Annotated in this window: 21 protein-coding genes, 6 tRNA genes and 3 other RNA genes; 18 read left to right on the forward strand and 12 right to left on the reverse strand. The window is 55.1% G+C overall.

The window, feature by feature from the left end:
- Positions 1-85 precede the first annotated feature (85 nt).
- From NIM72_RS06785 to NIM72_RS06795, 3 genes are read right to left on the reverse strand one after another with little or no spacing between them, the layout of a single operon-like run.
- Positions 86-892 carry a hypothetical protein gene (locus tag NIM72_RS06785; protein ID WP_161735063.1) on the reverse strand — a complete coding sequence of 269 codons (807 nt, stop codon included), beginning with the start codon at positions 890-892 and terminating at the stop codon, positions 86-88.
- 9 nt (positions 893-901) lie between these two features.
- Positions 902-1,354, reverse strand: a complete 453-nt coding sequence (locus NIM72_RS06790) for a universal stress protein (RefSeq protein ID WP_013358635.1) — start codon at positions 1,352-1,354, stop codon at positions 902-904.
- Positions 1,355-1,361: 7 nt separating this feature from the next.
- Positions 1,362-2,147 (reverse strand): IclR family transcriptional regulator, encoded by a 786-nt coding sequence (locus tag NIM72_RS06795; protein WP_222925166.1) that lies wholly within the window; start codon positions 2,145-2,147, stop codon positions 1,362-1,364.
- A gap of 149 nt (positions 2,148-2,296) precedes the next feature.
- Here NIM72_RS06795 and NIM72_RS06800 point away from each other — a divergent pair, with 149 nt between their 5' ends.
- The 3 genes from NIM72_RS06800 to ypdK all read left to right on the forward strand — a co-directional run bounded on the left by NIM72_RS06800 (position 2,297) and on the right by ypdK (position 5,202).
- Complete coding sequence (locus tag NIM72_RS06800) at positions 2,297-3,895, forward strand: MFS transporter (protein ID WP_253419572.1); 1,599 nt, start codon at positions 2,297-2,299, stop codon at positions 3,893-3,895.
- A gap of 2 nt (positions 3,896-3,897) precedes the next feature.
- Positions 3,898-4,926, forward strand: coding sequence for an HlyD family secretion protein (locus NIM72_RS06805; protein WP_222925164.1), 1,029 nt, complete (start codon positions 3,898-3,900; stop codon positions 4,924-4,926).
- Positions 4,927-5,127: 201 nt separating this feature from the next.
- Complete coding sequence (gene ypdK, locus NIM72_RS06810; RefSeq protein WP_099257831.1) at positions 5,128-5,202, forward strand: membrane protein YpdK; 75 nt, start codon at positions 5,128-5,130, stop codon at positions 5,200-5,202.
- Positions 5,203-5,253: 51 nt separating this feature from the next.
- On the opposite strand, the gene alaC is transcribed toward ypdK, so the two are convergent.
- The gene (alaC, locus tag NIM72_RS06815; RefSeq protein WP_161735074.1) at positions 5,254-6,486 is read right to left on the reverse strand and encodes an alanine transaminase; all 1,233 of its coding nucleotides are present in this window, start codon (positions 6,484-6,486) and stop codon (positions 5,254-5,256) included.
- A gap of 115 nt (positions 6,487-6,601) precedes the next feature.
- Complete coding sequence (locus NIM72_RS06820) at positions 6,602-7,126, reverse strand: GNAT family N-acetyltransferase (protein ID WP_161735077.1); 525 nt, start codon at positions 7,124-7,126, stop codon at positions 6,602-6,604.
- Between the two features lie 277 nt (positions 7,127-7,403).
- On the opposite strand from NIM72_RS06820, the gene NIM72_RS06825 reads away from it, so the two are divergent.
- Together NIM72_RS06825 and NIM72_RS06830 are read left to right on the forward strand one after the other, a co-directional pair.
- Positions 7,404-9,074 (forward strand): sensor histidine kinase, encoded by a 1,671-nt coding sequence (locus tag NIM72_RS06825; protein WP_161735149.1) that lies wholly within the window; start codon positions 7,404-7,406, stop codon positions 9,072-9,074.
- Complete coding sequence (locus NIM72_RS06830; RefSeq protein WP_003848909.1) at positions 9,071-9,799, forward strand: LytTR family DNA-binding domain-containing protein; 729 nt, start codon at positions 9,071-9,073, stop codon at positions 9,797-9,799. The genes NIM72_RS06825 and NIM72_RS06830 overlap by 4 nt, the downstream gene beginning before the upstream one ends.
- Before the next feature lie 136 nt (positions 9,800-9,935).
- Here the strand turns inward: NIM72_RS06830 and glk are convergent, their stop codons facing one another.
- Together glk and ipdC are read right to left on the reverse strand one after the other, a co-directional pair.
- Positions 9,936-10,901, reverse strand: coding sequence for a glucokinase (glk, locus tag NIM72_RS06835; RefSeq protein ID WP_013358641.1), 966 nt, complete (start codon positions 10,899-10,901; stop codon positions 9,936-9,938).
- Positions 10,902-11,061: 160 nt separating this feature from the next.
- Complete coding sequence (ipdC, locus tag NIM72_RS06840) at positions 11,062-12,714, reverse strand: indolepyruvate decarboxylase (RefSeq protein WP_253419575.1); 1,653 nt, start codon at positions 12,712-12,714, stop codon at positions 11,062-11,064.
- 219 nt (positions 12,715-12,933) lie between these two features.
- Between ipdC and mgrA the strand changes: the two genes are divergently transcribed.
- The gene (gene mgrA / locus NIM72_RS06845; protein WP_161735082.1) at positions 12,934-13,923 is read left to right on the forward strand and encodes an L-glyceraldehyde 3-phosphate reductase; all 990 of its coding nucleotides are present in this window, start codon (positions 12,934-12,936) and stop codon (positions 13,921-13,923) included.
- Between the two features lie 170 nt (positions 13,924-14,093).
- Complete coding sequence (locus NIM72_RS06850; protein WP_253419579.1) at positions 14,094-14,498, forward strand: DUF2502 domain-containing protein; 405 nt, start codon at positions 14,094-14,096, stop codon at positions 14,496-14,498.
- 48 nt (positions 14,499-14,546) lie between these two features.
- Here the strand turns inward: NIM72_RS06850 and NIM72_RS06855 are convergent, their stop codons facing one another.
- Entirely contained in the window at positions 14,547-15,788 is a 1,242-nt protein-coding gene (locus NIM72_RS06855) for an Nramp family divalent metal transporter (protein ID WP_161735088.1), read from the reverse strand.
- A 369-nt stretch (positions 15,789-16,157) separates the two neighbouring features.
- On the opposite strand from NIM72_RS06855, the gene NIM72_RS06860 reads away from it, so the two are divergent.
- Positions 16,158-17,348 carry a NupC/NupG family nucleoside CNT transporter gene (locus NIM72_RS06860; RefSeq protein WP_013358646.1) on the forward strand — a complete coding sequence of 397 codons (1,191 nt, stop codon included), beginning with the start codon at positions 16,158-16,160 and terminating at the stop codon, positions 17,346-17,348.
- 297 nt (positions 17,349-17,645) lie between these two features.
- Here NIM72_RS06860 and NIM72_RS06865 read toward each other — a convergent pair.
- Together NIM72_RS06865 and NIM72_RS06870 are read right to left on the reverse strand one after the other, a co-directional pair.
- Positions 17,646-17,721, reverse strand: a tRNA-Ala gene (locus NIM72_RS06865).
- A 44-nt stretch (positions 17,722-17,765) separates the two neighbouring features.
- Positions 17,766-17,841, reverse strand: a tRNA-Ala gene (locus tag NIM72_RS06870).
- A gap of 358 nt (positions 17,842-18,199) precedes the next feature.
- Between NIM72_RS06870 and NIM72_RS06875 the strand changes: the two genes are divergently transcribed.
- Both NIM72_RS06875 and NIM72_RS06880 read left to right on the forward strand, forming a co-directional pair.
- Complete coding sequence (locus NIM72_RS06875; RefSeq protein ID WP_013358647.1) at positions 18,200-18,988, forward strand: formate/nitrite transporter family protein; 789 nt, start codon at positions 18,200-18,202, stop codon at positions 18,986-18,988.
- A gap of 111 nt (positions 18,989-19,099) precedes the next feature.
- Positions 19,100-19,453 carry a YfeC-like transcriptional regulator gene (locus NIM72_RS06880; protein ID WP_161735090.1) on the forward strand — a complete coding sequence of 118 codons (354 nt, stop codon included), beginning with the start codon at positions 19,100-19,102 and terminating at the stop codon, positions 19,451-19,453.
- 35 nt (positions 19,454-19,488) lie between these two features.
- Here the strand turns inward: NIM72_RS06880 and gltX are convergent, their stop codons facing one another.
- Positions 19,489-20,904 (reverse strand): glutamate--tRNA ligase, encoded by a 1,416-nt coding sequence (gene gltX / locus NIM72_RS06885; protein WP_161735093.1) that lies wholly within the window; start codon positions 20,902-20,904, stop codon positions 19,489-19,491.
- 272 nt (positions 20,905-21,176) lie between these two features.
- Here gltX and NIM72_RS06890 point away from each other — a divergent pair.
- The 8 genes from NIM72_RS06890 to NIM72_RS06925 all read left to right on the forward strand — a co-directional run bounded on the left by NIM72_RS06890 (position 21,177) and on the right by NIM72_RS06925 (position 22,907).
- Positions 21,177-21,252 (forward strand) — tRNA-Val (locus NIM72_RS06890).
- Between the two features lie 40 nt (positions 21,253-21,292).
- A tRNA-Val gene (locus NIM72_RS06895) sits at positions 21,293-21,368 on the forward strand.
- Positions 21,369-21,408: 40 nt separating this feature from the next.
- Positions 21,409-21,484, forward strand: a tRNA-Val gene (locus NIM72_RS06900).
- Positions 21,485-21,488: 4 nt separating this feature from the next.
- Positions 21,489-21,564: transfer RNA gene (locus NIM72_RS06905), tRNA-Lys, on the forward strand.
- A 43-nt stretch (positions 21,565-21,607) separates the two neighbouring features.
- Positions 21,608-21,740, forward strand: a non-coding RNA gene (locus NIM72_RS06910) — RtT sRNA.
- 43 nt (positions 21,741-21,783) lie between these two features.
- Positions 21,784-21,916: non-coding RNA, RtT sRNA (locus tag NIM72_RS06915), on the forward strand.
- 43 nt (positions 21,917-21,959) lie between these two features.
- A non-coding RNA gene (locus NIM72_RS06920) (RtT sRNA) lies at positions 21,960-22,092 on the forward strand.
- A 473-nt stretch (positions 22,093-22,565) separates the two neighbouring features.
- The gene (locus NIM72_RS06925) at positions 22,566-22,907 is read left to right on the forward strand and encodes a FlxA-like family protein (RefSeq protein ID WP_222925460.1); all 342 of its coding nucleotides are present in this window, start codon (positions 22,566-22,568) and stop codon (positions 22,905-22,907) included.
- Here NIM72_RS06925 and NIM72_RS06930 read toward each other — a convergent pair.
- Complete coding sequence (locus tag NIM72_RS06930) at positions 22,904-23,824, reverse strand: LysR family transcriptional regulator (protein ID WP_253419582.1); 921 nt, start codon at positions 23,822-23,824, stop codon at positions 22,904-22,906. The genes NIM72_RS06925 and NIM72_RS06930 overlap by 4 nt on opposite strands.
- Between the last annotated feature and the right edge of the window lie 61 nt (positions 23,825-23,885).

A 23,885-nucleotide genomic window follows, 5' to 3' on the forward strand; every position in this document is an offset into this window, starting at 1 on the left:
CCAGGAAATGCCAAAAATAAAAATCTGTTCCTCTCTCTTCCCTGCCCGCGTTTAGCGGGCTTTTTTTCGCCCGCTAAACGCGAGTTTACTGGCCGGTCAGTGCCACCATTTTACGTAACAGGTTAGCGGCGCGCTTATCAGGTAATGCCAGAACGGCGCTGTAGAGGTCAATTGACATGGCACATAGCGAAGAGCGATCCACCGCCGTGTCGGCAGGCATATTCAGTTGCTGCAGTTTGTCGCCCCACTTCAGATAAAGCCGGCCGACAATCTTTTGCAGATCATCCTGCGCCTGAGCCTTATCAAGGGGCTGCTCGGGTGGCGGACTATTGAGCAGCAGCAGCTCCATGGCATCGGCCTCTTTCTGATTCAGCGAGGCTGGAAGTGTGGTCTGCAAATTGATGCCACCACTGACCTGCGGATAGAGATAACGGAAGCAGAGGCCCGGATCGATCTGGTTCAACGCGCGCATTTCTTCTACCGAGACGCTGATATAGTTAACGACCGCCGCATCTGTTCCGCGCATCAGTCGCTGATTAATCACCTCAATCAGCCAGCCACGCAGTTCACCTGTCGCCCTTTCAGGCTGCTCGCCCGCACGGATCCGCCGGGTCAGCTCCTGAGTCAGCAACAACCATAATGCTGGTTCCTGCGTCTGCAATACCCGATAGCCCGGCATCTTTGCCAGCTGATTCACCGCCTGCTCATGCTGAGCAGTCTGCTGCTGATGCGGCGCGACCCAGCTGAACCAGAGCAGATTTGCCAGTATCAGTGGCAGCAGAAAGAGGATCAGCCCCTGCCACAAACGCAGCCGGGTGGTTCTGATCAGCACAATGATAATCAGCGCCAGCAGCGTAAACGCGGCCAGCGTAATAAAAAACAGAGAGTTCATGCTGCGCGATTAATCCTTACGCACATCGATCAGCACAGGACAGTGAGCACGCTCAATAACTGATGCGCTGACCGAGCCTTTTAACAGCCGATTAAAAGAGGAGAGATGGCGACGTCCCATGATAATCATGCTGGCTTTAAGCTGTTGCGACTGGGCAACGATGGTATCTGCTGCGTCACCCGCCAGAATCATGCCACGCGCATTAATGCCCGCGCGCAATAACGGTGCCAGCGCATGGCGCACCACCATTTCCGCCGTATTCTGCTCATCCTGCGCCGCCACAAAATCGGCGGGATCTTCACCTGCATCGATTTCCATTGGCTGATTGCAGGAGGAGTAAGCAGGATCAACACAGCACAGCACCACCACATCGGCGCGATGCGCCAGCGCTTCTTCAATGGTTAAGGCAACCACTTTCTCCGCGACCGGAGAGTGATCAATAGCCATCAGCAGGGTTTTCATCAGATGCTTATCCTTCTATCGCGGCGACTTTGCCGATTTCACGCACCAGAGCCTCTTTGCACTTCAGCATCTCGTCACGGAAACGGGCTTCGTGACGCAGAAAACGTGCAGAGGGCACCAGCAAAGAGACAGAAAAGCGACCAAACAGTGTATCCAGTGCAAACGCCATGGTAGAGATACCTTCCAGCGTTTCACCGCGATCCACAGCGATACCGGTTTCGCGCACTTCCCTGATAAGTTGCAGCAACTGCGGCAGCGTTTTCACCGTCATATCGGTTAATTCCTGCCAGCCCTCACCGACAATCGTCCGCACATCTTTTTCACACTCCAGCGCCAGCAGCGCCCGTCCACCGGAGGTGCTGTAGAGCGGCAGATTGAGTCCCATATGCGGAACCACCCGCAACTCCCGCGACGCCACCACGTGGTGAATAATCGCCAGCTGGCTGCCGCTGGCGCGCGCCAGTGAAACCGTCTCATTGGTGTCGGAAGAGAGTTTTTCCAGTAGCGGACTGACCAGATCGACCACGTCGGTGTGGACGCTGGAGATCAGTTTTAACAGTGCCGGACCCAGTCGCAGTCCACCCGCCCCGCTGCTGCGCACCAGCTCGGCGCTGTCAAGTGCGGCGACAATGCGCTGCACCGTTGAACGGGGGAGTTCTACCGCCTGAGCAATTTCGCCAAGGCTCATGCCGCCCGGCTGTTCGCCCAGCGCATTTAGAATTTTTGCCGCACGTGCGATGACCTGAATGCCGCCCGTTTTTTCATCCTCACGGCTGGAGGGTTGATGTGCCATAGCGTCGTCCTGTTTGAGCTGCCTTACTGTAGCGCGAATGCCGCACTTTTTACAGTCTGTACCACATTGCAATACAGCATACCGGGATGTAATATTACGCCCTGTATCACATCGCAGTACACTGCATCATAATAATGAGATCGCCTGCAATGAACGCTAAGCCAGCCGCCGCGCCGGCCCCTCATCCTTTTACTTTTCGACTGGCGTTTGGCCTGGTCGGCGTGCTCATTGCTGCGCTGACCTCCGGGCTGAACGATCGCGTCAGTGATATCGCGCTGGCAGATATCCGGGCTGCCATTGGCATCGGTTACGATCAGGGTAGCTGGATTATTTCCGGTTATCAGGCCGCAGAAGTCGCTGCCATGATGATCGCGCCCTGGTTTGCCGTCACTCTGTCGCTGCGGCGTTTCACCCTTGGCGTTTCGTCGGGATTTATGCTGACCGGCATTCTGCTGCCGCTGGTGCCTGACCCAACGCTGTTTATCAGCCTGCGCGTGCTGCAGGGCCTGTTTGGTGGCGCACTGCCGCCGATGCTGATGACCGTCGCCCTGCGCTTTCTGCCGCCGCCCTTTAAGCTGTTTGGTCTGGCGGGCTATGCCCTGACCGCGACGTTTGGCCCCAATATGGCGGCCTCACTGGCGTCGTTATGGACCGATCATGTCAGCTGGATGATGGTGTTCTGGCAGGTCGTGCCATTAATGCTCATTGCTATGGTGCTGATTAGCTGGGGGATACCGCAGGACCCGCTGCGTCCTGAACGCTTCCAGCAGATCGACCTGTTCGGCATGGTGACCGGCTGCAGTGCAGTCTCGCTGCTGGTTCTGGTGCTGACCCAGGGTGAGCGCCTGGACTGGCTGAACTCCCCACTGATCGTCGGTATGTTACTGACCGCGCTGCCGCTGCTGCTGGTTTTCCTGATTAATGAGTGGTTTCACCCGCTGCCCCTGTTTAAATTGCAGATGCTCCGCCGGCCAAATCTGGCGCATGGCTTACTGGGGCTGGCCTGCGTGCTCATCCTTGGGCTTTCTGGTTCCGCGCTGCCGTCGGCCTATTTTGCGCAGGTCAGCGGCTTTCGCACCCTGGAGTTTGCCCCGCTGGCGCTGGCAGTGGGCCTGCCGCAACTGCTGATCGCACCGCTGATTGCGGCCCTGCTGAATATCCGCTGGATCGACTGCCGCTGGATGCTGACGGCGGGCGTCGGCCTGCTGGTGACCTCCTGTCTGCTGGGCACACAGATCACCAGTGAGTGGGCGCGCCAGAATTTCTGGCTGCTGCAGATTCTGCAGGCGTTCGGACAACCGATGATTATTCTGCCGATACTGATGAGCGCCACCAGCGTGGTGGCTCCACCGGAAGGCCCGTTTGCCTCGGCGATGTTTAATACGGTGCGCGGCTTCTCCAGCATCGCCGCCTCTACGCTGGTTGAGGTTTTCCTCTCCCATCGCGAGCAGTTTCACTCCAGTATCCTGATTAATCAGGCCGCCAGTCGCAGCTGGCTGATGACAACGCCGACGGCCAGTCAGGCCAGCAGCAGCTTGCCGCTGTTGCCGGATGGCAGCATCAGCGCCAGCGAAAATCTCAGCGGATTCGCCACGCTGGTCCGGCATCAGGCCACGGTACTGAGTCTGAGCGACAGCTGGCTGATGCTGACCGGTTTTGCCGCGTGCCTGTTACTGCTTACCGCCATCCTGCCAAAACGGGTCTGGCCGCCTCAAACTTTGCTTCAAAACCCTTCCCGGAATAACTGAATATGCGTGCTTTCGAAATGAGAAGAACTCTGGTGCTCACACTGCTGCTGCTGGTGTTACTGGCCATCGCTTTTGCAGTCTGGTCAATGATGAGCGGCAACGATCACCGTACCAACGACGCTTACGTCAATGCGGACTACACCCTGGTGGCACCGAAAGTCTCCGGCTACATCAGCAATGTGCAGGTGCAGGATAATCAGCAGGTCAAAGCCGGCCAGTTGCTGGCAACGCTGGACGATCGTGACTATCGGGTGGCGCTGGAGAGTGCCGAGGCTGACCTGCAGGTGAGTCAGGCGAAACTGCTGAGCAGCCAGGCACAGCTGGAACAGCAGCAGTCGGTGATTGATCAGCAGAAAGCCAGCGTCGCGGCCAGCCAGGCGTCCGCGCAGTATGCCGGACAGAGCGCCGATCGCTACAACCGACTCTATAAAAGCGGCACTGTGGCCGCCGACGATCAGCAGAAAGCCAGCTCGAACCAGCGTTCAGCACTGGCAGCCGTGCATCAGAGTCAGGCTGCGCTGACGTCGGCAGTGAAACAGGTCGGCGTGTTACAGGCTGCGGTGCGTTCAGCGGAAGCGGATGTCGCCGCAGCTAAAGCCAGCGTCGATCAGGCCAGGCTGAACCTCTCCTACACGCGTATTACGGCGCCCGTTGACGGCATGGTGGGTCAGCGCTCGGTGCGGACTGGCGCTTACGTGTCAGCCGGAACCCGTCTGCTGGCGGTAGTACCCCTGCAGCAAACCTACATTACCGCTAACTACCTTGAAACGCAGCTAAGCGATGTGCGTCCGGGTCAGCGGGTACAGATTCGTGTCGATGCCCTGCCAGGCAAGACCTTCACCGGCCACGTGGACAGCATTGCGCCGGCCACCGGGGCAACTTTTTCCGCGATCGCCCCCGATAACGCCACCGGCAACTACACTAAAGTCGTTCAACGTCTGCCGGTTAAAATTGTGCTGGATAGTGACCAACAGCATCTGGCTCAGTTACGTGTCGGCATGTCGGCGATCCCGGACATTCAGGTGCCGTAAAATTGTGAGCAATATCTCAGAACGGACCTATTTCATTTAGGCAGGATTACGCGTAAATTAGCGCCTGATCCTGTTCTGAGTTATTCAGATCGACCCGGAAATGAGCAGACCATGACTGAAATGGTGATCTCTTTTCCACAGCTGTTCGCGTTGCACTGGTTTGGGATCGCCATCATCGTAACCGCTCAGAGGAGTTGCTTTGTGAAATATGCCTTGATGGGAATATCTTTTTTCGCGTTACTTTGGTTCGGAACCTTTGTTCTGCTGCTGAAGTAATGGCGTGACAGTGCCGCCACGGGGCGACCATTGCGTCGCCCCTGCTGGCTGTCAGTTCTCTTCTTCTGTTTTCATGCTGCCTGGCAAAACGCCATCGGCACGAAACATCGCTTTAATTCCCCGTACTGCCTGACGAATGCGATCGCTGTTTTCAATCAGTGCAAAACGCACGTGCGTATCACCATAGTCGCCAAACCCGATACCGGGTGAAACACAGACTTTCGCCTCCTGCAGCATATGTTTGGCAAACTCCAGGGACCCCAGATGCGCATAGTGGTCCGGAATTTTTGCCCAGACATACATTGAGGCTTTCGGGTTATCTACCATCCAGCCCGCTTCATGCAATCCCTTGACCAGCACATCTCGACGCCGTTTATACTGCTCTGCGATGTCGCGAACACACTGTTGATCCCCTTCCAGCGCTGCAATCGCCGCCACCTGCAGCGGCGTAAAGGTGCCGTAGTCATGGTAACTTTTGATGCGTGCCAGCGCGGCGACCAGCTCTTTGTTGCCCACCATAAAACCGATGCGCCAGCCCGCCATGTTGTAGCTTTTTGACAGGGTAAAGAATTCGACGGCGACATCACGCGCGCCCGGCACCTGCATAATCGATGGCGCTTTCCAGCCATCGTAGACGATATCGGCATAGGCCAGATCGTGGATCACCAGCACGTTGTATTGTTTTGCCAGCGCAATTACCCGCTCGAAAAAGTCGAGCTCCACACACTGTGCGGTGGGATTAGACGGGAAGCCAAGGATCATCATTTTTGGCTTGGGGTAACTCTCGCGAATGGCGCGTTCCAGCTCATTGAAGAAGTCGACACCCGCCACCAGCGGCACTGAGCGTACCTGCGCGCCAGCAATCACCGCACCGTAGATATGAATCGGATAGCTAGGGTTTGGTACCAGCACGGTATCACCGTGGTCCAGCGTCGCCAGCATCAGGTGTGCCAGCCCCTCTTTGGAACCGATAGTAACAATTGCCTCAGATTCAGGATCGATTTCAACCTGGTAGCGATCGGCGTACCAGCGCGAAATCGCCCGGCGCAGACGCGGAATACCGCGTGAGGTGGAATAACCGTGGGTGTCGTCGCGCTGCGCTACCTGACATAACTTTTCGACGATGTGCGGCGGGGTCGGACCATCAGGGTTGCCCATTGAAAAGTCGATGATATCTTCGCCGCGCCGGCGCGCAGCCATCTTCAGTTCAGCGGTGATGTTGAAAACGTAAGGGGGTAAACGTTCAATACGTGAGAAGCGACGGGGTGTGCTGTTATCAGCCATGATGACCTCTGGATTACGTAAGCGCCCGGACCATCCGAGCGACGCGGGTCACTGCGGTGACCCGTTACGAACATAACGCGGTGAGGATCATTTTGTCGAGGGGCAGAAAATATTTTTATTTTTGTGAATTCAGGCGTCCCAGCAGCCAATCGTTCACCCAGCAGCCGTTCAGTAGATAATTATCCCGTAGCGTGCCCTCCATCTGGAAACCGTTTTTCTCCAGAATCCGGCGTGACGCCCAGTTACCTTCAACCACCATCGCCTTGAGTTTATGGAAATCGGCTTCAAGCAGAAACTGACACAGCGCCGCCAGCGCCTCGCTGCCATAGCCCTGTCCGCAGTGGCGATGCAGCAGCATATAACCCACCTCGGCCTGACGGTGTGGCTCCCACTCGGGGCTGCAGCCAAACAGGCCAATTGGCTCACCGCTATCGCGTCGCCGTGCCACCAGACAAAGCATATGAAAACTGCCTGGCTGCCATGGAGCCAGACGCGCGGTGAAGCGCTGGCGAATATCCGCTTCATCGGGGATCTCGCTCACCCACGTCATCGTGTCGCGATCTTCATGGACAGCACGAAACAGTTGCCAGTCTTCTGGCTGTAATTTATTCAGGGTTAATCTGGCGGTGACAAGTTGCATCTGCTGCTCCCGATGGGCCAGTTTTCCAGCTGTCGCTGGCACGCGTCATCGCGCAACATAGCAAAACGACACCGCAGCGACCAGCGTTCGCAGGCTGAAAAACTGTTCCCCTTTATTGCACTCAACCTTTCCTCTTTTTATGCACAGGCCTCAAAAATTGATCTGAAACATGAAGTCCCGGCGTGATGGTGCGGGGCGCTAGCGGTTCGCGATCACATTTTTTATCATAGGCACACTTTCCATTGCTGACGAGCCGCCTGTGTCCTCCCACTTCACGATGTTACTGGCAGTATTTGACCGCGCCGCCCTGATGTTGATCTGCCTGTTCTTCCTGACGCGCACCCGCCCGTTTCGTCAGCTGCTTCAAAAAGATGAACACACGCGCGCAGAGAAAATGGCGGTAACCGCCATCTTTTCCCTGTTTGCGCTGTTCAGTACCTGGTCTGGGGTCAATGTCGACGGTTCGCTGCTGAATGTGCGTGTCATTGCCGTGATGGCGGGTGGCATTCTGTTTGGTCCCTGGGTCGGCATCGCCACCGGTATTATTGCGGGGCTGCACCGTTTTCTGATCGATATTCACGGCGTGACCTCCGTGCCCTGTCTGATTACCAGCATCATTGCCGGTATCGTCGCGGGCGGCATTAATCGCCGGGTGCTGAAAGAGCATCGCTGGCGCGCCGGTATTGTCGGCGGCATGCTGTGTGAAGCCCTGACGATGTTGCTGATCGTCCTGTGGGCGCGCCCAACCTCACTCGGGCTGGCGATTGTGTCAGAAATTGCCCTGCCGATGATCCTCGGTGCCTCCAGTATCGGTATCATTGTGTTGCTGGTGCAGAGCGTTGAGGGAGAGAAAGAGGCGATTGCCGCCCGTCAGGCCAAGCTGGCGCTGGAGATCGCCAACAAAACCCTGCCGCTGTTTCGTCAGGTGAACAGCGACTCACTTCGCAATATCTGTGACATTATCCGGCGGGAGATCAAAGCCGATGCGGTGGCGATGACCGACAAGAAACAGATTCTGGCTTACGTCGGCTATGGCGAAAATAACTATCAGCATGGGGATGATGGCATCAGTCCCACCACCGCGCAGTCGATCGCCAGCGGTAAAATTATCATTAAGAACAACGATGAAGCGCACCGCACCAAAGATATCCATTCGATGATCGTCATCCCGCTGTGGGAAAAAGGCAAAGTCACCGGCACGCTGAAAATCTACTATCGCCGCGCGCACCGTATTACCGGCTCGCTGAAGGAGATGGCCATAGGCCTGTCGCAAATCATCTCTACACAGCTTGAAGTGTCACGTGCCGAGCAGCTGCGAGAGATGGCCAATAAAGCGGAACTGCGGGCGCTGCAAAGTAAAATAAATCCCCATTTCCTGTTCAATGCCCTGAATGCCATCTCCTCTTCTATCCGGCTTAATCCCGATACTGCCCGCCAGCTGGTGATTAACCTGTCACGCTACCTGCGCTACAACCTGGAGCTGAACGATGATGAGTTGATCGATATCCGTAAGGAGCTGTGGCAGGTCAAAGATTACATCGCCATTGAGCAGGCGCGGTTTGGCGATAAGCTGACGATGATCTATGACGTAGACGAAGATCTGCATTTTCTGCTGCCAAGTCTGCTGATCCAGCCGCTGGTGGAGAATGCGATTGTGCATGGCATCCAGCCCTGTAAAGGCAAAGGCGTGGTAACGCTGAGCGTTCGGGATCGGGGCGATAAGGTGCAGATCTCGGTGCGGGACACCGGCCAGGGCATCAGTGACGAAGTCATGGCAAGAGTGGCGCGCAATGAGATGCCCGGTAATAAAATCGGCCTGCTCAATGTGCATCATCGGGTAAAACTCCTGTCAGGTCAGGGACTGAACATCGTGCGACACCAGCCGGGCACCGAGATTTCCTTTACGCTGAGTAAGAATGGCCAGCGGCTGGCGGAGAATCTGTTATGAAAGCCATTATTGTGGAAGATGAATTCCTGGCGCAGCAGGAGTTGAGCTGGATGATTCAGCATCACAGCAAAATCGAGATTGAAGCCTGCTTTGATGATGGCCTCGACGTGCTGAAGTATCTGCAACAGCATCGGGTTGATGTGATTTTTCTCGACATCAATATTCCTTCGCTGGATGGCATGCTGCTGGCACAGAATATCCATCAGTTTGCGCACAAGCCGCTGATTGTCTTTATCACCGCATGGAAAGAGCATGCGGTGGAGGCGTTTGAGCTGGAGGCGTTTGACTACATTCTCAAGCCTTATCAGGAGTCGCGGATTGTCACCATGCTGAACAAGCTGGAAGCCACTGCACAGGCGCAGCAGGCGGTCAGCCATCTCAGCGCCACGCCAGCACCGCAGACGGTCAACCTGATCAAAGATGAGCGTATTATCGTCACGGACGTGAACGACATTTACTATGTAGAAGCCCATGAAAAGCTGACGTTTGTGTACACGCGGCGTGAGTCTTACGTGATGTCGATGAATATTACCGAATTCTGTTCACGTCTGCCGGAACAACAGTTCTTCCGCTGCCACCGCTCTTACTGCGTCAGCCTCAGCAAGATTCGTGAAATCGAGCCGTGGTTTAACAACACTTATCTGTTGAAGCTGCGCGATCTGGAGTTTCAGGTACCGGTGAGCCGCAGCAAGGTGAAGCAGTTTCGGCAGCTGATGCGCCTGTAGCAAAGGAGAGAGGGGAATGTCTCAGGAGAGCGAGTACTGAAACTGAGAGTGATTTCCCGATCCTGTCCTGCTGAAGCAGTCAGGTCGGGAAAATCGATCGCGCGCAAAGTGGCCGTGCGCGCGAGGTGAAACTGAATCAGATAATGCGACCCAGCGTCTGGCGCAGATGCGCGCCCGCGCCCAGCAGGCCAGGCTGATCGTGCGTGATCATATAGACCGGGATACTGGCAACATAGTCGCGGAAGCGGCCTTTATCTTCGAAAGCAGCACGGAAACCTGACGCCTTAAAGAACTCCAGGAAACGTGGCACGATGCCACCCGCAATGTAGACGCCACCAAAGGTGCCGAGGTTCAATGCCAGATTGCCGCCGAAACGGCCCATAATGACGCAGAACATCGACAGCGCCCGACGGCAGTCGATGCAGCTGTCATCCAGCGCACGCTGGCTGACATCTTTAGGCTTCAGGTTTTCCGGCACACGATTATCAACTTTAACAATCGCACGATAGAGGTTGACCAGACCGGCACCGGACAGGATACGTTCTGCTGAAACATGGCCCAGCTCTTCACGCAGCACTTCCAGAATTTGATCTTCTTCTTCGCTGTTGGCGGCGAAATCGACATGACCGCCCTCGCCAGGCAGGCTGACCCAGCGTTTGTCCACATGCACCAGATGGCTGACGCCTAATCCGGTACCGGCACCATAAATCGCAATAGGCTTGTCTTTAACCGGGGCTGTGCCGCCAAACTGAATTACGTTGTCGGCGGTCAGCATCGGAATCGCCATGGATACCGCAGTGAAGTCGTTAATGATTTCCAGGTGTTCAAAACCGATGTTCTCTTTGAGCTTGCGCGTAGAAAACGCCCAGTCATGGTTGGTCATTTCAACCCAGTCATCGGTAATCGGGCAGGCGATAGCGATACAGCCATCTTTAACATCCTGCTGTTGTTCATCAAGATAGTGGCGGATGACGGCTTCGAGGCTGTCATATTCTGATGTTGAGAATGTTTTGGCCTGGGTGATGCTGCCGCTTTCCACCTCACACAGGGCGAGGCGTGCGTTAGTACCGCCGACATCGCCGACCAAGGCATAGGTTGTCATTCTTCTGTTGCTCCGCTTGGGGTCTTAAGAGTTGGAGGACACTATAAATTTCTGCCCATAAAACAACAACGCTCACCGGTGCGATTGGTGAGCGTCTTACTCAGGTGTGCTACAGCCTAACCGCGATAGTCCACCCTGCACAGCGGCAACTATCTGAATCTTAGCCGCCGTTGCGTTGATTCAGGCAGGCGGTGACTTTTCGTAACAGTGGCGGCAAATCCTCTTTCTGCATGACCACCTCAACCAGCGACAGCCTTTGAGGCGCGGAAAGTCGCGCCATCACCTCGTCTAACTGTACGGTTTCACTGATGCGCCAGCTCTGCGCCTGGCCCTGCAGACTCAGTGCGTGCGGTAAGGCCGTCCAGTTCCACGGGGCAATATCATTATAACGCTGTGTTGCGCCATGAATGGCCCGTTCGACGGTATAGCCTTCATTATTCAGCAAAAAGAGTATCAGTCGCTGCTCATCACGCAGCATGGAACCCAGTTCCTGAATCGTCAGCTGCGCCGAACCGTCTCCGATAATCAGGATAACCCGGCGATCGGGGTCAGCGGTTTGCGCGCCAAACGCTGCCGGAAGAGTATAGCCGATTGATCCCCATAATGGCTGAACCACCAGCTGCGCCTGCGAGGGCAGTCGTAACGCGGCGGCACCAAAAGCGGCTGTCCCCTGCTCTGCCAGAATCAGGTCGCCGGGTTGCAGAAATTTCTGCATCGCCTGCCAGAAAGCCTGCTGACTGATCACGGCTGCCGGTTCATCCGGTTGCACGGCAGACGGTGCTATGGCGGGCTGCCACTGCTGGCCGTAGTGTTCAAACAGCGGTTGCAGTTCGCTAAGCGCATCCGCCATCGACAACGGCGCAAAATGTTCCTCGCCCACGCTGGCGCTGAAGGGTTGCAGATCGATCAGTCGCTCAGGCGCAAACTGCTGCGTGAAGCCTGCAGTAATGGTGTCGGTGAAACGCACCCCGACGCAGATCGCCACATCCACCTGCTCAATTTGCCCGCACACCTGACCTGCGCTGGCTTCACCGGCATAGGTTCCGACGTAACCTGGCTGCTGCTCATCCAGTACACCTTTGCCCATCAGCAGGCTGGCGCAGGGAATTGCGCTCTTTTCACGCAGCGCGGCCAGCGCAGACTGCTGCTGCCAGCGCAGTGCCAGAAAATCGGCCAGCAGTGAAACGCGCTCTGCTGGTGCCAGCAACCGCTCCGCCGCGTCGCGGAAAGCACGACGCGCCTCGGGCGAAGAGGATTGATGGGGGTTCAGGGGCTGAACAGGGGGCTGCACCTCTATAGCCGCCACGTCGACGGCCAGCGACAGATAGCCGGGACGACGGGCCTGTAACGCGTGCTCTATCACCCTGTCAATTTCAGCAGTGGCATTATCGGCAGTAAGTTGTGCCGTTGCGGCACTGACTTCGGCGGCCATGCGTATGAAATGCCGGAAATCGCCATCGCCCAGCGAATGGTGGACACAGTCACCCTGTAACTGTGCTGAAGTCGCTGGTGCGCCAACGATATGGATCACCGGCAGATACTCAGCATAACTGCCTGCAATGCCGTTAATCGCGCTGAGTTCGCCAACACCAAAGGTGGTTAATAGCGCCCCAGCACCGTTGCAGCGTGCATAGCCGTCCGCCGCATAGGCGGCATTAAGCTCGTTGGCACAGCCTACCCAACGGATGTCCGGATGGTCGATGACCCGATCAAGAAACTGCAGGTTATAGTCGCCCGGTACGCCAAACAGATGCTTTATACCCATCTCCTGCAGACGGGTCAGCAGGTAATCTCCAATAGTGAATGTGGACATTGCACAATCCTTTCAGGGAAGAGTTGGGTTAAGTATCTGACAGCCGATGAAATTAGCGAGGAGGGCCACGATTTTCGCCAGCCGCATTGGCTGGAAAGGCGGCGTTACGCTGGCGGATTATTCTGTAAAAATGCGAACTGCTGCGCGCTGTCACTGAGTGTAACCGTATACACTGATAGACTTTTGGCACATATGCCCGTTTTTACTCAGGAGCGCTGAATGTCCTCTTTCCCCCATCCCGATCGCTATCAACAGATGCAATACCGTCGCAGCGGCCGCAGCGGCATTAAACTGCCCGCCATTTCGCTGGGGCTGTGGCATAACTTTGGTGACAGTACCCGGGTCGATAACAGCCGTGAGCTGCTGCGTCATGCGTTTGACCTCGGCATCACCCACTTCGACTTAGCCAATAACTACGGTCCGCCGCCGGGCTCAGCCGAAGAGAACTTCGGGCGTATTCTGCGGGAAGATTTTCGTGCCCATCGTGATGAGCTGATCATCTCCACTAAAGCGGGCTATACCATGTGGCAGGGACCTTATGGGGATTGGGGTTCGCGTAAATATCTGGTCGCCAGTCTGGATCAGAGCCTGAAGCGAATGGGGCTGGACTATGTGGATATTTTCTATCATCACCGTCCCGATCCGGAAACCCCGCTGGAAGAGACAATGCGCGCGCTGGATCATGTCGTGCGCCAGGGCAAAGCGCTTTACGCTGCCCTCTCTAACTATCCGGCCGATCTCGCCGCCGAAGCGATAGCTATCCTGCGCGATCTCGGCACCCCTTGTCTGATCCACCAGCCGCGCTATTCGATGTTTGAACGAACGCCTGAACAGGGATTGATTCAGACGCTGGGCGATGCGGGCGTCGGCTGTATCGCCTTCTCGCCGCTGGCAGGCGGCGTGCTCACCGATCGCTACCTGCAGGGCATCCCGGAAGATTCGCGTGCGGCCAGCGGCAGCAAGTTCCTGAGTGAAAGTCAGTTGACGGATGAGAAGATGGAGAAGGTCCGCAGGCTGAATGTGATTGCGCAGCAGCGCGAGCAGAAGCTGGCGCAGATGGCGCTGGCGTGGGTATTGCGCGACGATCGTGTCACCTCGGTGCTGATTGGTGCCAGTAAAACGGCTCAGATTGATGACGCGGTGGCAATGCTCGCCCGACGTCAGTTCAGCGACACGGAGTTAGCGGCGATTGACGCGGCCCTGCTGTAATTTTTCCCCGCCCGGCGCAGGCCGGGTGTTTTCTCACCAGAATAGTCTCAATCCCCTTTCTCTCCCCAATTTCCTCACAATCTTCCGACACAATGATGCGGTAACGACAGCATTACGCAGGCATAATCACTGCGCCGCAACAGCATCAGACTGTTGATGAGGAGAATATAATGAAAAGAGCACTTATTTTTGCTGCCCTGCTGGCGGTGTTGTCGCCGCTGGCAAATCACACAGCTGAGGCCTCCAGTGCCTCTATTACTCTGGCCCCCGGCGTTACGCTGAATCTGGGCGATCGCGACAATCGTGGTTATTACTGGGATGGCGGTCGCTGGCGTGAACCACGCTGGTGGAATGATCGTTATTCCTATAAAGAACGCCGCTGGTGGCGACACGAAGAGTGGCGTCGTCAGCAGCAGTGGGAGCGTGAACGTCGCTGGCATGAGCGCGACCGTGAGCGCCGCTGGGATCATCAGCATCGCCGCGATCGTGACTGGGATCGTCATGACCGTGGTGGTCCTGGCCCGCGTGGTTTTGGGCCTGGTGGTCCCGATCATCACGGACACGATCGCCACTAATAAAAAACGCCCGGCAAATGCCGGGCGTTTTTTTGTTTCCAGAAACCCTTATAGCCCCAGCGCTTCACCCACCAGCAGGTAAAGATTCAGCGTAATCACCAGCAGCACGATCAGTCGCCCGGTGTTCTGCATCAGACGCGAGTTAACCATATCATCGCCCATCAGCTCGCGGTTGCCGGTAAAGGAGAGCAGCGGAATCAACGCCAGCGCAATACCGAAACTCAGCAGCACCTGACTCATCACCAGCACCTTTGTTGGATCCCAGCCAGCCCAGATAACAATAAAGGAAGGCAGCATGGTTACCGTACGCCGCACCCAGAGCGGAATATGGAAACGGATAAAGCCCTGCATCACCACCTGTCCCGCCAGCGTTCCGACCACCGTTGAGGAAAGTCCGGCAGCCACCAGGCTCAGCCCAAATACTGTTGCCGCCGCCTGACCTAACAACGGTTGCAGCGTGAGATAGGCCTGGTCAAGCTCAGCGATTTTGCTGTGGCCGCTGAAGTGGAAGGCCGCTGCCGCGGTCGCCATCATCGCCAGGTTAACAAATCCGGCGATGGTCATGGCAATCGCCACATCCAGTTTAGTTGAGGAGTACCGCTGACCTTTGCTGTCCTCACTTTTGCCCTGCGTCAGCGCGGAGTGCAGATAAATCACGTGCGGCATAATGGTCGCACCCAGCACACCCGCCGCCAGGAATACAGCATCCGACGTGGGTAACGCGGGCAGCGCCATGCCGATCACCAGCTCTTTGACACTGGGCTGAGAGAAGAAGAGTTCGACGATATAGGCCGCCGCCACAAACAGCAGCAGTCCGCCAATCACCCGCTCCAGCGGTTTCTGACCGCGGCTCTGTAACATCAATATCAGGAACGTGGCGATGCCGGTCAGTACCGCGCCCTGCATCAGTGAGATGCCGAGCAGCAGTTTGAAGCCCAGCGCCGCGCCGATAAATTCCGCCAGGTCGGTGGCCATCGCAATAATTTCCGCCTGCACCCAGTAAAACCAGACGGCGGGACGAGGAAAGCGATCGCGGATATGCTCGGCGAGATTTTTGCCGGTGGCGATCCCCAGCTTGGCAGACATCAGCTGGATAAGCATGGCCATGATATTGGCCCACACCACCACCCACAGCAATTTGTAGCCGTAAGCAGCGCCCGCCTGGATGTTGGTCGCAAAGTTGCCCGGATCGATATAGCCGATAGCGGCGATAAAGGCGGGGCCCAGCAGTGCGAGTTTGACTTTTCTGACTCCGCGAGCGGCGCGCTCGGCGGTACGACTTTCAAACATATCCGGTACCCTGTCTGAACATTTGCCTGCCCCGGCAGCTTAGGGGTTGGCATGTGCAAGTAAAATTCGTTTATTGTTATCGATGTAATAGATGCTGCTATAAAGTATAGCCATTGCTATACATTACAGTAAAGGAGGTGATTGCTAAAAATGTGAGCAATAGTGTCACTCTACGCCCCGTGTAAAATATAGACAATAATTATGTGGTTATCTGAAGTGAATGGTTTGTAAAGAGGACGTGATCTCTGGAACTTTTCTGGAAAATATAGCGATAGCGAATACTTATATTGTGGTTCAGATCTCGTTTTTAAGTAACGCGTTACATAGAATACGCAACAAAATACAACCCTCCTCAAATTTGGAGCAACCATGTCCCATATTTTGCAATTTCTTTTAGCACTGGTGGTGGTCGGGATACTCTCCTTGCTGGTCAGTCACGATCGTAAAAGCATTCGCATTCGCTACATTATACAGCTACTGGTGATTGAAATTGTGCTCGCCTGGTTCTTCCTGAACTCAGAAGCGGGACTGGGTTTCGTCAAAGGCTTCGCGGGCTTCTTTGACCATCTGTTGAAGTATGCGGCTCAGGGAACCAATTTTGTCTTCGGCAACATGAGCGATAAAGGCCTCGCCTTCTTCTTCCTTAACGTACTGTGCCCAATCGTCTTTATCTCTGCACTGATCGGTATTCTGCAGCATTTCCGTATCCTGCCGTGGGTTATCCGCGGTATCGGTACCGTGCTGTCGAAAGTCAATGGCATGGGAAAACTGGAATCATTCAACGCCGTGAGTTCTCTGATACTGGGACAGTCAGAAAACTTCATCGCCTATAAAGATATTCTGGGCAAGATGTCACAGCGCCGCATGTACACCATGGCTGCGACCGCAATGTCGACGGTATCAATGTCCATCGTCGGAGCCTACATGACGATGCTGCAGCCAAAATATGTGGTCGCTGCACTGGTGCTCAACATGTTCAGTACCTTTATCGTGCTGTCGCTGATCAACCCTTACCGTGTTGAGAACGAAGAAGACCTGCAGTTGCAGGATCTGCATAAAGGTCAGAGCTTCTTTGAGATGCTGGGCGAATATATCCTGGCCGGTTTCCGCGTCGCGATTATCGTTGCGGCCATGCTGATTGGCTTTATCGCGCTGATTTCAGGTCTGAATGCGCTGTTTGATCTGATTTTCGGTATCAGCTTCCAGGGCGTTCTCGGCTTTGTCTTCTATCCGTTTGCCTGGATGATGGGTGTGCCTTCTGGCGAAGCGCTGCAGGTCGGCAGCATTATGGCGACCAAGCTGGTGTCGAATGAGTTTGTAGCCATGATGGATCTGCAGAAAATCGCGGGTCAGCTGTCGCCAAATTCAGAAGGTATTCTGTCCGTGTTCCTGGTGTCGTTCGCCAACTTCTCTTCAATCGGCATCGTGGCCGGCGCGATTAAAGGTCTGAACGAAGAGCAGGGTAACGTGGTTTCGCGCTTTGGCCTGAAGCTGCTGTACGGTTCTACGCTGGTCAGCGTGCTCTCCGCCGCTATCGCCGGTCTGGTTCTGGCGTTCTGATAAGTTTCTAAGCAATAAAGGGCGAGTGTCTCTCGCCCTCTTCTTTCTGCGCCATTCCTGCTCTGCTCCCCGCTGGTTCGCCCACAGGCGTCACTTCTCACGTCGCACAACAAAGTCACATCTGCAGTTAAACCATGCGCGAGAGACAGCACCGCGTCCCGGAAGGTCATGCCCGTTGAAACGCCTGAGCGTATGCAGCAGCGTGGCGTGAATATTAAAGCAATAAGGTTTTTATCCGCACGAGAAGGCGAATGAAAGAGATAGCAGAAAGGATGTTGACAACGACGTGTCAGAAAATGGTGGAGATAAGCGGGATCGAACCGCTGACCTCTTGCATGCCATGCAAGCGCTCTCCCAGCTGAGCTATACCCCCACATCTGGACTCGTTTTTCAGTGCCAAACTTTTGGGAAGAAGTTTGGTGGAGCTAAGCGGGATCGAACCGCTGACCTCCTGCATGCCATGCAGGCGCTCTCCCAGCTGAGCTATAGCCCCGAACCGAAAAACTGTCGCGTTAAGCGACGGACGGCATAATATGAAACCGCCTCCAGGGTGTCAACGGCAAAATGACATTCTCTGTTTGATCGCTGAAAAAGGCGGCAACCTGCGAAGTTTCAGCAGCATGCTGCAGGTGAAAATCGTGTCTGGTCAGGCAGGACCGTTTTTTAACTGTTATTCAGTCTGCCGTCAGGTTAATTCCCGGTTAAATATGTTATAGGAATTTTCTTGTCTTCGTCTTTTTCGCGTGCAAAACTTAGCCCGCTAATTTAGTGGTCACCGGGACCCTCTCCCGCACACCACGCGTCCACCAGGCGTTATCGTCCCATTAATCATAAAAAACTATTGAGATACTATGTCGCTGCATACACCTAAAGAAATCGCACAACTGGCGATCCAGTCAGGCGTGGCCAAAAGCCGTGCGCCTGTCAGCATCCTCCTGATTCTCGGCTTTATGGCGGGCGCATTTATTGCGACCGGCTTCCTGCTGGATCTTCACGTGATTAACACCCTGCCGGCTGAGTGGGGCTCATTTGGTGGCCTGTTAGGCGCGGCTGTCTTCCCGGTGGGTATCATCATGACCGTGCTGGCGGGTGGTGAGCTGCTGACCGGCAATATGATGACCCTGCCGGTAGCCTGGTTTGCCCGCCGTATCAGCTTTATGAGCGTGGCGCGAAACTGGTTCTGGGTGACCCTGGCGAACTTCCTCGGCAGCGTGGCGGTCGCCTGGTTCTTTGGCCATATGCTGGGCATGACAGAAGGCGATTACCTGAAAAAGACCGTTGCGATTGCCTCTGCAAAAGTCCATGCCGATTTCCTGCACGCCTTTATTTCCGGCATTGGCTGTAACTGGCTGGTGTGTCTGGCGGTGTGGCTGGCGTTTGCCAGTAAAGATGTGGTCGGCAAGATCTTCGGCATGTGGTTCCCGGTTATGGCGTTTGTTGCCATTGGCTTCCAGCACGTTGTCGCCAACATGTTTATCATTCCGGCCGCCATTTTTGCCGGTCAGATGAGCTGGGCAGAGTATCTCCCTAACTTTGTTGCCGTCTTCCTGGGCAATGCTGTGGGCGGTGCCGTCTTCGTTGGCCTGGCTTACTTCCTTGCCTTCCGCCCTGCCGCAGAACCTGCCAGCAACCCGCAGTAATCCTGCTTTGCCTTTTGTCAAAAGACAAAAGGCAATTTCAGCTTCAGTTACTTTCCCCCGTTACGTTTTGCTGTAATATGTACCGCTAATGTATTTAACAGGGACAGCATCGTGAAAAAGGAATGGCTTACTCCCGAAGAGCTGGCTGCAGAAACGGGTTACAGTCGGCAAACGGTGAACAAATGGATCAAGCGAGAGAACTGGACAACCACGCCAAAGCCCGGTGTACAAGGCGGTAAGGCACGTCTGATTCATATTGATGAACGCGTAAAAAGTTTTATTCAGTCAACACGCAATCTCAACGAGCCCCCAGCGACCTATGGTGCAGTGGCTAATTCTTTACCTGCGTTATTGATAAGTTCCATCCAGCAAATGAGTCAGGATGAACAGGATCAGTTCACCGCATTAATCTTACGTGAAGGGATTAAGGGCGTTATGCAGCGTCTGGGAATTGGTGAAGAGTAAAGAAACCGGAAGCGTGATGCTTCCGGCTGTGTTTATTAAGCCTGTGCTTCACGCTCACTGATAAAGGCCAGAGCCTGCTCAATACGTGCCACACTGCGGCTGCGGCCAATCGCTGCAACAGTGACGTCCAGACCCGGTGACTGACCGGCGCCGGTTACCGCCACACGCAGCGGCATGCCGACTTTACCCATCCCCACGTCCAGCTCATCTGCGGTGCTCTGAATCGCCTGATGGACGTTTTCAGCGTTCCATTCAGTGATTGCGGCCAGCTTATCGCGCACGACTTCCAGCGGCTGACGCGCCACCGGACGAAGATGTTTCTTCGCGGCATCGGCATCAAACTCTGCAAAGTCTTCATAGAAGTAGCGACAGGACGCCGCCATCTCCTTCAGCGTTTTGCAGCGCTCGCCCAGCAGGCTAACCAGTTTCGCCAGTTCCGGCCCGGTACGGGTATCAATTTTCTGCTCTTCAATATGCCACTGCAGATGCGTCGCCACATATTCTGGCGGCAGCGTATTGATGTAGTGATGATTCAGCCACTGCAGTTTCTCAGTGTTGAACGCACTGGCAGACTTACTGACGGCGTCCAGAGTAAACAGCTCAGTCATTTCAGGCACGCTGAAAATTTCCTGATCGCCATGCGACCAGCCCAGACGAACCAGATAGTTGAGCAGCGCTTCCGGCAGGTAGCCATCATCCCGATACTGCATCACCCCTACTGCGCCATGACGCTTGGAGAGCTTTTTGCCATCGTCGCCCAGGATCATTGAGACGTGGGCATAGACCGGAACCTGCGCGCCAATCGCTTTAAGGATATTGATCTGACGTGGTGTGTTGTTGATGTGGTCTTCACCGCGAATAACATGCGTGATGCCCATATCCCAGTCATCTACCACGACGCAGAAGTTATAGGTGGGGGAACCATCGGTGCGGCGGATAATCAGATCATCGAGTTCCTGGTTGCTGAACTCGATCGGGCCGCGAATCTGGTCGTCAAAGATGACCGAACCGTCCTGTGGATTGCGGAAACGTACCACGCACGGCTCATCATCGGCATGATGTTCATGGCTGTCACGGCAGCGGCCGTCGTAACGCGGCTTTTCGTTGTTGGCCATCTGCTCTTCACGCAGGGCTTCCAGACGCTCTTTAGAACAGTAGCATTTGTATGCCGTGCCCGCTTCCAGCATTTCATCAATGACCGCGTTGTAGCGATCAAAACGCTTAGTCTGGTAGTAAGGGCCTTCATTCCAGTCCAGGCTGAGCCAGTTCATGCCATCCATGATGGCTTCGATAGCTTCCGGCGTGGAGCGCTCCAGATCGGTATCTTCAATGCGCAGCACGAACTCGCCCTGGTTATGACGCGCAAAGAGCCAGGAATAAAGTGCGGTACGGGCGCCACCAACATGCAGGTAGCCGGTCGGGCTGGGCGCGAAGCGTGTTTTGATTTTCATTGAGTATTGCCTTAGATGCGCGGGTTCTCTGTCTGGATGACAAAAAACAGGTTAGACGCGAAAAAACAGTGGGCACATTCTAGCATCTGACGGTGAATCCTCAATGCGTGGCCGCAGGTTCCCTTCCGGGAAAAGGGGCTTTTCTGCCAGTAAAACCAGCACATTGATTAAAAGCGCGACAGGATGTTTAAAAATAAACCGAACGCACATTTATGTTTTAAAAAGCGTTGACTCAAAATCAACTATCCCTATAATGCGACTCCACACAGCGGGGGTGATTAGCTCAGTTGGTAGAGCATCTCCCTTACAAGGAGGGGGTCGGCGGTTCGAACCCGTCATCACCCACCACTCTTAACAGGGTGCCCGCAGTGAACAGGTATGAAGATATGGGTGATTAGCTCAGTTGGTAGAGCATCTCCCTTACAAGGAGGGGGTCGGCGGTTCGAACCCGTCATCACCCACCACTCTTAACAGGGTGCCCGCAGTGAACAGGTATGAAGATATGGGTGATTAGCTCAGTTGGTAGAGCATCTCCCTTACAAGGAGGGGGTCGGCGGTTCGAACCCGTCATCACCCACCACTTCGGGTCGTTAGCTCAGTTGGTAGAGCAGTTGACTTTTAATCAATTGGTCGCAGGTTCGAATCCTGCACGACCCACCAATTCAGAATAAAGCGCCTTTCAGGCGCTTTTTTCGTTTCCGGAGCACGGACTTCACCGTGCAGGATGAGAACCTGCTGCAGGTTCGACTGAATCGCTATGCGATTCAGGCTGATGCGACAGCATCACCCGGAGGGCGAGGCCCGGATGGGCCGAGGCTATCCTGCACGACCCACCAATTCAGAATAAAGCGCCTTTAAGGCGCTTTTTTCGTTTCCGGAGCACGGACTTCACCGTGCAGGATGAGAACCTGCTGCAGGTTCGACTGAATCGCTATGCGATTCAGGCTGATGCGACAGCATCACCCGGAGGGCGAGGCCCGGATGGGCCGAGGCTATCCTGCACGACCCACCAATTCAGAATAAAGCGCCTTTAAGGCGCTTTTTTCGTTTCCGGAGCACGGACTTCACCGTGCAGGATGAGAACCTGCTGCAGGTTCGACTGAATCGCTATGCGATTCAGGCTGATGCGACAGCATCACCCGGAGGGCGAGGCCCGGATGGGCCGAGGCTATCCTGCACGACCCACCAATTCAGAATAAAGCGCCTTTCAGGCGCTTTTTTCGTTTCTGCTGCACTGACTTAAGCATGACTTAAATCTGAGCTGCCATTTTCTGCGACTTCAGTCTTTAAAAAAGCGTGCTGGCTCAGGGAGCACAGGCCTTTCGCAAAGACGCAAAAACGCCATCCATGGCAGGCTCAGCGCGGGCGATTACGCACCTCATCCCTGAGGTGCGCCCGCAGACGGGCCAACGCTTTGCGTTGTTCAAAAACGCTCCCGGCGTTTTGTCCCTGTCCCGCGATGCTTCGCTACAGGCCTGCGCTCCCCCTCGCTTTAAACTTATCTGCTGTCTGTTAGCCCTTTCTGCTGCCTGTTTTTTTCTGCTGCACTGACATTGGCGTAACCGATAAGCTCTCACCTTTTCGCAACCTTAACAATTTCAGCTCTCAAGTCGTTTCGCAGCGTGCCGATAACGTATGTGACGACTTACAGGGAGAAAATGATGTCTTCAATTTCCGGAATTTTAAGCGGTGCGGTCAGTAATGGTGACAGCGGCAACGGCAGTGTGGCCTCGCAGGTCGCTGCGCTGAATAAACAGATTCAGGGTGTGTTAACGCAGGTTAAGGAGCTGGCTGACAATAAAGAGCTGACTGACGAACAGAAGTCTGAGATGCAGCAGATGTACCAGTCACAAATCACCATGCTGCAGGCACAGATTGCGCAGCTGGAACAGAAACAGGCTGAGCAGGATCAGCCAAAAAGTGACAGTGCTCCCGCCAGTGAGATCAAAGCGGACGGGATTAACCGCCCTACCGATACTAACAAAGTTGATGTTTATATTTAAAATGCCGGTTTAACCGCGCGTTGTTGCGCCAGCAGCGCCGCCTGCTGGCGCACTTCCTGCCATATGGCTTCTGCGGCAGGCGTCAGCGAACGGTTTTTCCGTTTGATTAGCGTCAGGCTACGATTGATTTCCGGATAGAGACGCCGCACCGTGAGTGCGCGATCCGCCGGTAAGGGTAACGCCAGCGCGGGCAGAATACTGATGCCGATTCCCACCTGTACCATCGGGAACAGCGTGGCGGGATGACCAATCTCCTGCACGACTTCAGCCCTGATATTCTGCTGCTGCATTGCCGCATCAATCAAAACCCGACTGCCGGACGCGTAATCCTGCAATACCATGGTGCGGCCATCCAGCATCGCCCATTCAGCCCTTTCCACCTTCGCCAGCGGATCATCCTCACGACATAACAGCAGGAAAGGCTCATCCAGAATCGCAATGCTATCGAAATCGCTGTCGCTGAGTGGCCCAATCACGATTCCGAAATCGACTTCGGCGTTACGCACACTTTGCAGCACCCATTGCTGGGCGCGATCGTGCAGGATGACTTTGATATCGGGGAAATGGTGCTGACTGGCGGCAAGACATTGCGGCATCAGGTGCGCGGAAATAGTCTGGCTGGCGGCGACTCTGACGGTGCCACTGCGCTGCTCGCCAAAACTGCGGATATCCAGCAATGTGGTATGAACCTCCTCCAGCAGGCGCTCCATGCGTGATGCCAGCTGTTTGCCCGCCTCCGTCAGCATCACCTCACGCGTGGTGCGATCCAGCAACCGCACGCCGGTTTCCGCCTCCAGCTCTTTAATACTGTGGCTCACCGCCGACTGACTCAGACCTATCGCCTGCCCTGCCTGACTGAAACCACCGTAGTGGGCCACCGCAATAAAGGTACGAAGCTGACGCAGGGTGTAATTCATCAATTTCGCTCATAGATTAATTCAATAAATCAATTTTATTTCTAAAACTACTTGTCGCACA

It is taken from the genome of Pantoea sp. B550 (genome assembly GCF_024158165.1).
GTDB classification, from domain to species: domain Bacteria; phylum Pseudomonadota; class Gammaproteobacteria; order Enterobacterales; family Enterobacteriaceae; genus Pantoea; species Pantoea alfalfae.

What these genes read in the sequence shown, in the direction of transcription:
- NIM72_RS06785 (WP_161735063.1), bottom strand. Translation starts at nt 892, where the DNA reads ATGAACTCTCTGTTTTTTATTACGCTGGCCGCGTTTACGCTGCTGGCG.
- NIM72_RS06790 (WP_013358635.1), bottom strand. Translation starts at nt 1,354, where the DNA reads ATGAAAACCCTGCTGATGGCTATTGATCACTCTCCGGTCGCGGAGAAA.
- NIM72_RS06795 (WP_222925166.1), bottom strand. Translation starts at nt 2,147, where the DNA reads ATGGCACATCAACCCTCCAGCCGTGAGGATGAAAAAACGGGCGGCATT.
- NIM72_RS06800 (WP_253419572.1), top strand. Translation starts at nt 2,297, where the DNA reads ATGAACGCTAAGCCAGCCGCCGCGCCGGCCCCTCATCCTTTTACTTTT.
- NIM72_RS06805 (WP_222925164.1), top strand. Translation starts at nt 3,898, where the DNA reads ATGCGTGCTTTCGAAATGAGAAGAACTCTGGTGCTCACACTGCTGCTG.
- alaC (WP_161735074.1), bottom strand. Translation starts at nt 6,486, where the DNA reads ATGGCTGATAACAGCACACCCCGTCGCTTCTCACGTATTGAACGTTTA.
- NIM72_RS06820 (WP_161735077.1), bottom strand. Translation starts at nt 7,126, where the DNA reads ATGCAACTTGTCACCGCCAGATTAACCCTGAATAAATTACAGCCAGAA.
- NIM72_RS06825 (WP_161735149.1), top strand. Translation starts at nt 7,404, where the DNA reads ATGTTACTGGCAGTATTTGACCGCGCCGCCCTGATGTTGATCTGCCTG.
- NIM72_RS06830 (WP_003848909.1), top strand. Translation starts at nt 9,071, where the DNA reads ATGAAAGCCATTATTGTGGAAGATGAATTCCTGGCGCAGCAGGAGTTG.
- glk (WP_013358641.1), bottom strand. Translation starts at nt 10,901, where the DNA reads ATGACAACCTATGCCTTGGTCGGCGATGTCGGCGGTACTAACGCACGC.
- ipdC (WP_253419575.1), bottom strand. Translation starts at nt 12,714, where the DNA reads ATGTCCACATTCACTATTGGAGATTACCTGCTGACCCGTCTGCAGGAG.
- mgrA (WP_161735082.1), top strand. Translation starts at nt 12,934, where the DNA reads ATGTCCTCTTTCCCCCATCCCGATCGCTATCAACAGATGCAATACCGT.
- NIM72_RS06850 (WP_253419579.1), top strand. Translation starts at nt 14,094, where the DNA reads ATGAAAAGAGCACTTATTTTTGCTGCCCTGCTGGCGGTGTTGTCGCCG.
- NIM72_RS06855 (WP_161735088.1), bottom strand. Translation starts at nt 15,788, where the DNA reads ATGTTTGAAAGTCGTACCGCCGAGCGCGCCGCTCGCGGAGTCAGAAAA.
- NIM72_RS06860 (WP_013358646.1), top strand. Translation starts at nt 16,158, where the DNA reads ATGTCCCATATTTTGCAATTTCTTTTAGCACTGGTGGTGGTCGGGATA.
- NIM72_RS06875 (WP_013358647.1), top strand. Translation starts at nt 18,200, where the DNA reads ATGTCGCTGCATACACCTAAAGAAATCGCACAACTGGCGATCCAGTCA.
- gltX (WP_161735093.1), bottom strand. Translation starts at nt 20,904, where the DNA reads ATGAAAATCAAAACACGCTTCGCGCCCAGCCCGACCGGCTACCTGCAT.
- NIM72_RS06925 (WP_222925460.1), top strand. Translation starts at nt 22,566, where the DNA reads ATGTCTTCAATTTCCGGAATTTTAAGCGGTGCGGTCAGTAATGGTGAC.
- NIM72_RS06930 (WP_253419582.1), bottom strand. Translation starts at nt 23,824, where the DNA reads ATGAATTACACCCTGCGTCAGCTTCGTACCTTTATTGCGGTGGCCCAC.